Raw genomic sequence first — 4,135 nt, forward strand, 5'->3', positions numbered from 1 at the left:
GGCTGTAAAAGCTGTCGCCCCAGCGAAAGCTGGGGCCCAGACGATGCATGCAAATTCGGTGCGGTCGACGAGGCCGCTTGGGCCCCAGCTTTCGCTGGGGCGACAGTGAGAGGAACGAGAATGAAACTGGATTCGAGCATCGCGGCCATCGTCACCGGCGGCGCATCGGGCCTCGGCGAGGCCACCGCGCGCGCGCTCGCAGCGAAGGGCGTCAAGGTCGCGATCTTCGACCTTCAGGCCGAAAAAGGCGAAAAGGTCGCGGCCGACATCGGCGGCGTGTTCTGCGAGGTCAACGTCACCTCGGACGAGAGCGTCGACGCGGGCTTCGAGAAGGCACGCGCCACACATGGGCAGGAGCGCATCCTCGTCAACTGCGCGGGCACAGGCAACGCGATCAAGACCGCGAGCCGTTCCAAGGAAGACGGCAGCATCAAGCATTTCCCGCTCGATGCGTTTAACTGGGTGATCCAGATCAACCTCGTCGGCACCTTCCGCTGCATCGCCAAGTCGGCGGCAGGGATGATGACATTGGAGCCGATGGAGGACGGCGAGCGCGGCGCGATTGTCAACACCGCGAGCGTCGCGGCGGAGGACGGGCAGATCGGCCAGGCCGCCTATTCGGCGTCCAAGGGCGGCGTCGTGGGCATGACGCTCCCTATCGCGCGCGACCTGATGGGCGAAGGAATTCGCGTCAACACCATCCTGCCCGGCATCTTCGATACCCCGCTGCTCGCAGCGGCACCGCAGAACGTGAAGGACGCCCTTTCGGCCTCTGTCCCCTTCCCGAAGCGACTGGGGCGCCCGACGGAATATGCCAATCTCGCGCTCACCATGATCGAGACGGGCTATTTCAACGGCGAGGACGTGCGCCTCGACGGCGGCATCCGCATGGCGCCCAGGTGAGCAATCCTCTCCTCCCGTAAGCGGGAGGGGCCGGGGGTGGGCCCTTGTCTACCCTCAAAGCAAGCCCTCCCCTAACCCCTCCCGCAAGCGGGAGGGGAATCTGGAGTCCCCATGAAACTCTTCCTCGGCAACAAGGCCTATTCGAGTTGGAGCCTGCGCGGCTGGCTGGCGGTCAAGCATAGCGGGCTGCCGTTCGAGGAAGTCACCGTCCCGCTCTACGACGAGGATTGGTCGAACCGGCGCGAGGGCGACGAGTTCGCGCCGTCGGGCGGCAAGGTCCCGATCCTGTGGGACGGCGACGATATCGTCGTGTGGGACAGCCTCGCGATCATCGACTATCTCAACGAAAAGACCGGCGGGACGAAGGGCTTCTGGCCCGAGGACATGGCTGCGCGCGCGATGGCGCGCTCGATGGCGGCCGAAATGCATTCGAGCTTCGCCGCGCTCCGCCGCAACCACAGCATGAACATCCGGCGCATCTATCCGCCCGCCGAGCTGCTGCCCGAAGTGCAGGCCGACGTCGTGCGCATCTTCCAGATCTGGGCCGAGGCGCGCGCGCGCTTCGGCGGCGAAGGCGATTATCTGTTCGGCAAATGGTCGGCGGCCGATATCATGTTCGCCCCCGTCGTGACGCGCTTCGTTACCTATTCGATCCCGCTGCCGCGCTTTGCCGCCGCCTATGCGCAAGCGGTGATCAGCCATCCGTGCATGCAGGAATGGATCGGCGGCGCGCAGGCCGAGGACTGGATCATCGAGAAGTTCGAAGGGCCCGTCGAGGGCTGAGCGGCCCATGAACGGCCTGTTCAGGACATGTCGCGGGAAAGCCGCTATAATGGCCCGCATGCCCAAATATTTTCTCGCGGCCGTCGCCGCCCTCGCCTCTCTCTCCGTCACGGCCGACCTGGCGGCTGCCGACCAAGCGAGCGGCTGGGAAATCGGACCGATCATCCGCGGGAAAAATCTTTCGCCCGGGATGCCCGCGCGCCCGATGCCCACGCGCGGTGGCTGGTATTTCGATTTTCCCGTGGGCAGCGCCGCGGCAGGGCATGTCCATTATGTCACGGGCCGCACCGGGGCGCTGGCGGGCACGTCACGCATCGTGATGCGCTATCGCATCGATGCCGAGCCCGGCACGCGGTTCGTCGCGCAGGAAAACCCTCGTGCGCCCGCGACCGTATCGATCTATCTGCAGCGGCGCGGCGACAATTGGACCGGGCGGGGCCGCTACCAATATTATCGTTGGTACGCCCCCGTACCGACGGTCCGCGAACTTGCCCCGGGCGAGCATGAAATCAGCGTGCGGCTCGACGATCCCTATTGGATTTCAGTAGCCGGCCGCAACGCCATCAAGACGCCGGGGGCGATGGAGGACGCCATCGGCGATCTCGATCGGATCGGCCTGGTCTTCGGCACCACGGCCCACCGGGGGCACGGCGTCTTCGCGACACGCCCGGCGCGCTTCACCTTGCTGAGTTTCGAGATACGCTAGGGGATGCGTCGCGTCGGATAGGGTGTGCCGTCCTTGTGGAAATAGCCATCGGGCGTGAAGATCATGTCGATGTCCGAATAACCGCCGCCGGTATCATATTTCTTGCCGCCGCCGAGCGCGACGAAGACGCAGTCGGCATCCGATTCGTTGATCAGGTGATGGCCGTTGGTGCTGCCCTTGGGCCACACCGCGATATCGCCCGCGCGCATCGGCCAGCGGCCGTCGTCCTCGACCAGCACCGCCTCGCCCGAAATCATCACCAGCATTTCGTCCTCGCCGTCGTGCCAGTGGCGCTGCGACGACCAGGCACCGGGTTTGAGCACGACATGGCTCGCGGCGAAATCGCCGAGGCCCGTCGGCGGCGCGAGGCGGCGGTACCAGCGCCCCTGCACGGGCGCGTCATAGGGCGCAGGATAGCCGGTGGTGTTGGTTTGCGGGATCGTGTCGAGATCGAGCTTGGGCATGACAGTCCTCGTGGAGTTTGTTCTACCTTTGTTTCGCACAAAGATGGCACGATGCAAAGCCTCGACTTGCGCGCGCGCGAGGGAGTAAGGGAGCGGCATGAGCATCACTGTCGATCCCGTAAAACTCGCCAGGGCGTTGATCGCCGCGCCGAGCATCACCCCCGCCATGGGCGCCGTGTTCGACGTGCTGGAGGCGGCGCTGACCCCGCTCGGTTTCACCGTCGAGCGCTTTATCGACGGGATCGAGCCCGACGGGCCGGTCGAGAATCTGCTCGCGGTGCGCACCGGCAAGGGGCCGAAGCATTTCGGCTTTGCCGGGCATCTCGACGTCGTGCCGCCGGGCGTGGGCTGGACCGGCGACGCGTTCGCGCCCGAAATCCGCGGCGAGCTGCTCTACGGGCGCGGCGCGGTCGACATGAAGGGTTCGATCGCGGCCTTCGTCGCCGCGGCGGCCGCGACGCCGGCCGAGGCGGGCACGATCAGCCTGATCATCACCGGCGATGAGGAGGGCCCCGCGATCTTCGGCACGCGCGCGCTGATGGAGCATATGGACGCGCGCGGGGTGAAGCCCGACATGATCGTCGTCGGCGAGCCCACCTCGGTCAACCGGTTGGGCGACATGGTGAAGATCGGGCGGCGCGGGTCGGTGAATATCTGGATCGACGTGCCGGGGACGCAGGGGCATGTCGCCTATCCGCACCTGGCCGACAATCCGATCCCCAAGCTGGTCAAGATATTGGCGGCGATCGACGCGATCGTGCTCGACGCGGGTAACGACTGGTTCCAGCCATCGAACATCGAATTCACCGATATCGAGGTCGGCAATGGTGCAACCAACGTCATCCCCGCCTCGGCGCGCGCGCGGCTGTCGATCCGCTTCAACGACGCGCAGAAGGGCGCCGACCTGGTCGCGACGATCGAGCGGATCGCGCACGAAGTCGAACCCAACGCGAAGATTGTTGGCAAGATTTCGGGCGAAGCCTTCCTGACGCCACCCGGCGACCTGTCGGCGCTCGTCGCCGAGGCGATCCATGCCGAGACCGACATCACGCCCGAAATGTCGACGACTGGCGGCACGTCGGACGCGCGCTTCCTTCATGCGCTGTGCCCCGTGGTCGAATTCGGGCTGACCAACGCCACGATGCACAAGCTCGACGAGGCGGTGGCGGTGGCGGATCTCCACACGCTGACCGCCATCTATCGCGGCATATTGATGCGCGCCTTGGCGGGCTGAGAATATCTCACGCAAAAGCGCAAAGTCGCCAAGAGGAAGAATCTC

The 4,135-nt window shown here is 65.6% G+C and carries 5 protein-coding genes; 4 read left to right on the top strand and 1 reads right to left on the bottom strand.

All coding sequences use genetic code 11. The annotated features are described in order from the left end of the window. Positions 1-120: 120 nt before the first annotated feature. From VGD20_RS17730 to VGD20_RS17740, 3 genes are all read left to right on the top strand, one after another. Entirely contained in the window at positions 121-903 is a 783-nt protein-coding gene (locus VGD20_RS17730) for an SDR family NAD(P)-dependent oxidoreductase (protein WP_331135701.1), read from the top strand. A gap of 111 nt (positions 904-1,014) precedes the next feature. Next, positions 1,015-1,686: a glutathione S-transferase family protein gene (locus VGD20_RS17735; protein ID WP_331135702.1), complete on the top strand. Its 672-nt coding sequence runs from the start codon at positions 1,015-1,017 to the stop codon at positions 1,684-1,686. 58 nt (positions 1,687-1,744) lie between these two features. Beyond that, the gene (locus VGD20_RS17740; protein ID WP_331135703.1) at positions 1,745-2,392 is read left to right on the top strand and encodes a hypothetical protein; all 648 of its coding nucleotides are present in this window, start codon (positions 1,745-1,747) and stop codon (positions 2,390-2,392) included. Here VGD20_RS17740 and VGD20_RS17745 read toward each other — a convergent pair. Then, the gene (locus tag VGD20_RS17745; RefSeq protein ID WP_331135704.1) at positions 2,389-2,856 is read right to left on the bottom strand and encodes a cupin domain-containing protein; all 468 of its coding nucleotides are present in this window, start codon (positions 2,854-2,856) and stop codon (positions 2,389-2,391) included. The genes VGD20_RS17740 and VGD20_RS17745 overlap by 4 nt on opposite strands. Before the next feature lie 97 nt (positions 2,857-2,953). Here VGD20_RS17745 and dapE point away from each other — a divergent pair, with 97 nt between their 5' ends. After that, on the top strand, positions 2,954-4,090 hold the full coding sequence (gene dapE / locus VGD20_RS17750; RefSeq protein ID WP_331135705.1) for a succinyl-diaminopimelate desuccinylase: 1,137 nt from the start codon (positions 2,954-2,956) through the stop codon (positions 4,088-4,090). The last annotated feature ends 45 nt before the right edge of the window (positions 4,091-4,135 follow it).

Source organism: Sphingopyxis sp., assembly GCF_036402335.1.
Lineage (GTDB): Bacteria > Pseudomonadota > Alphaproteobacteria > Sphingomonadales > Sphingomonadaceae > Sphingopyxis.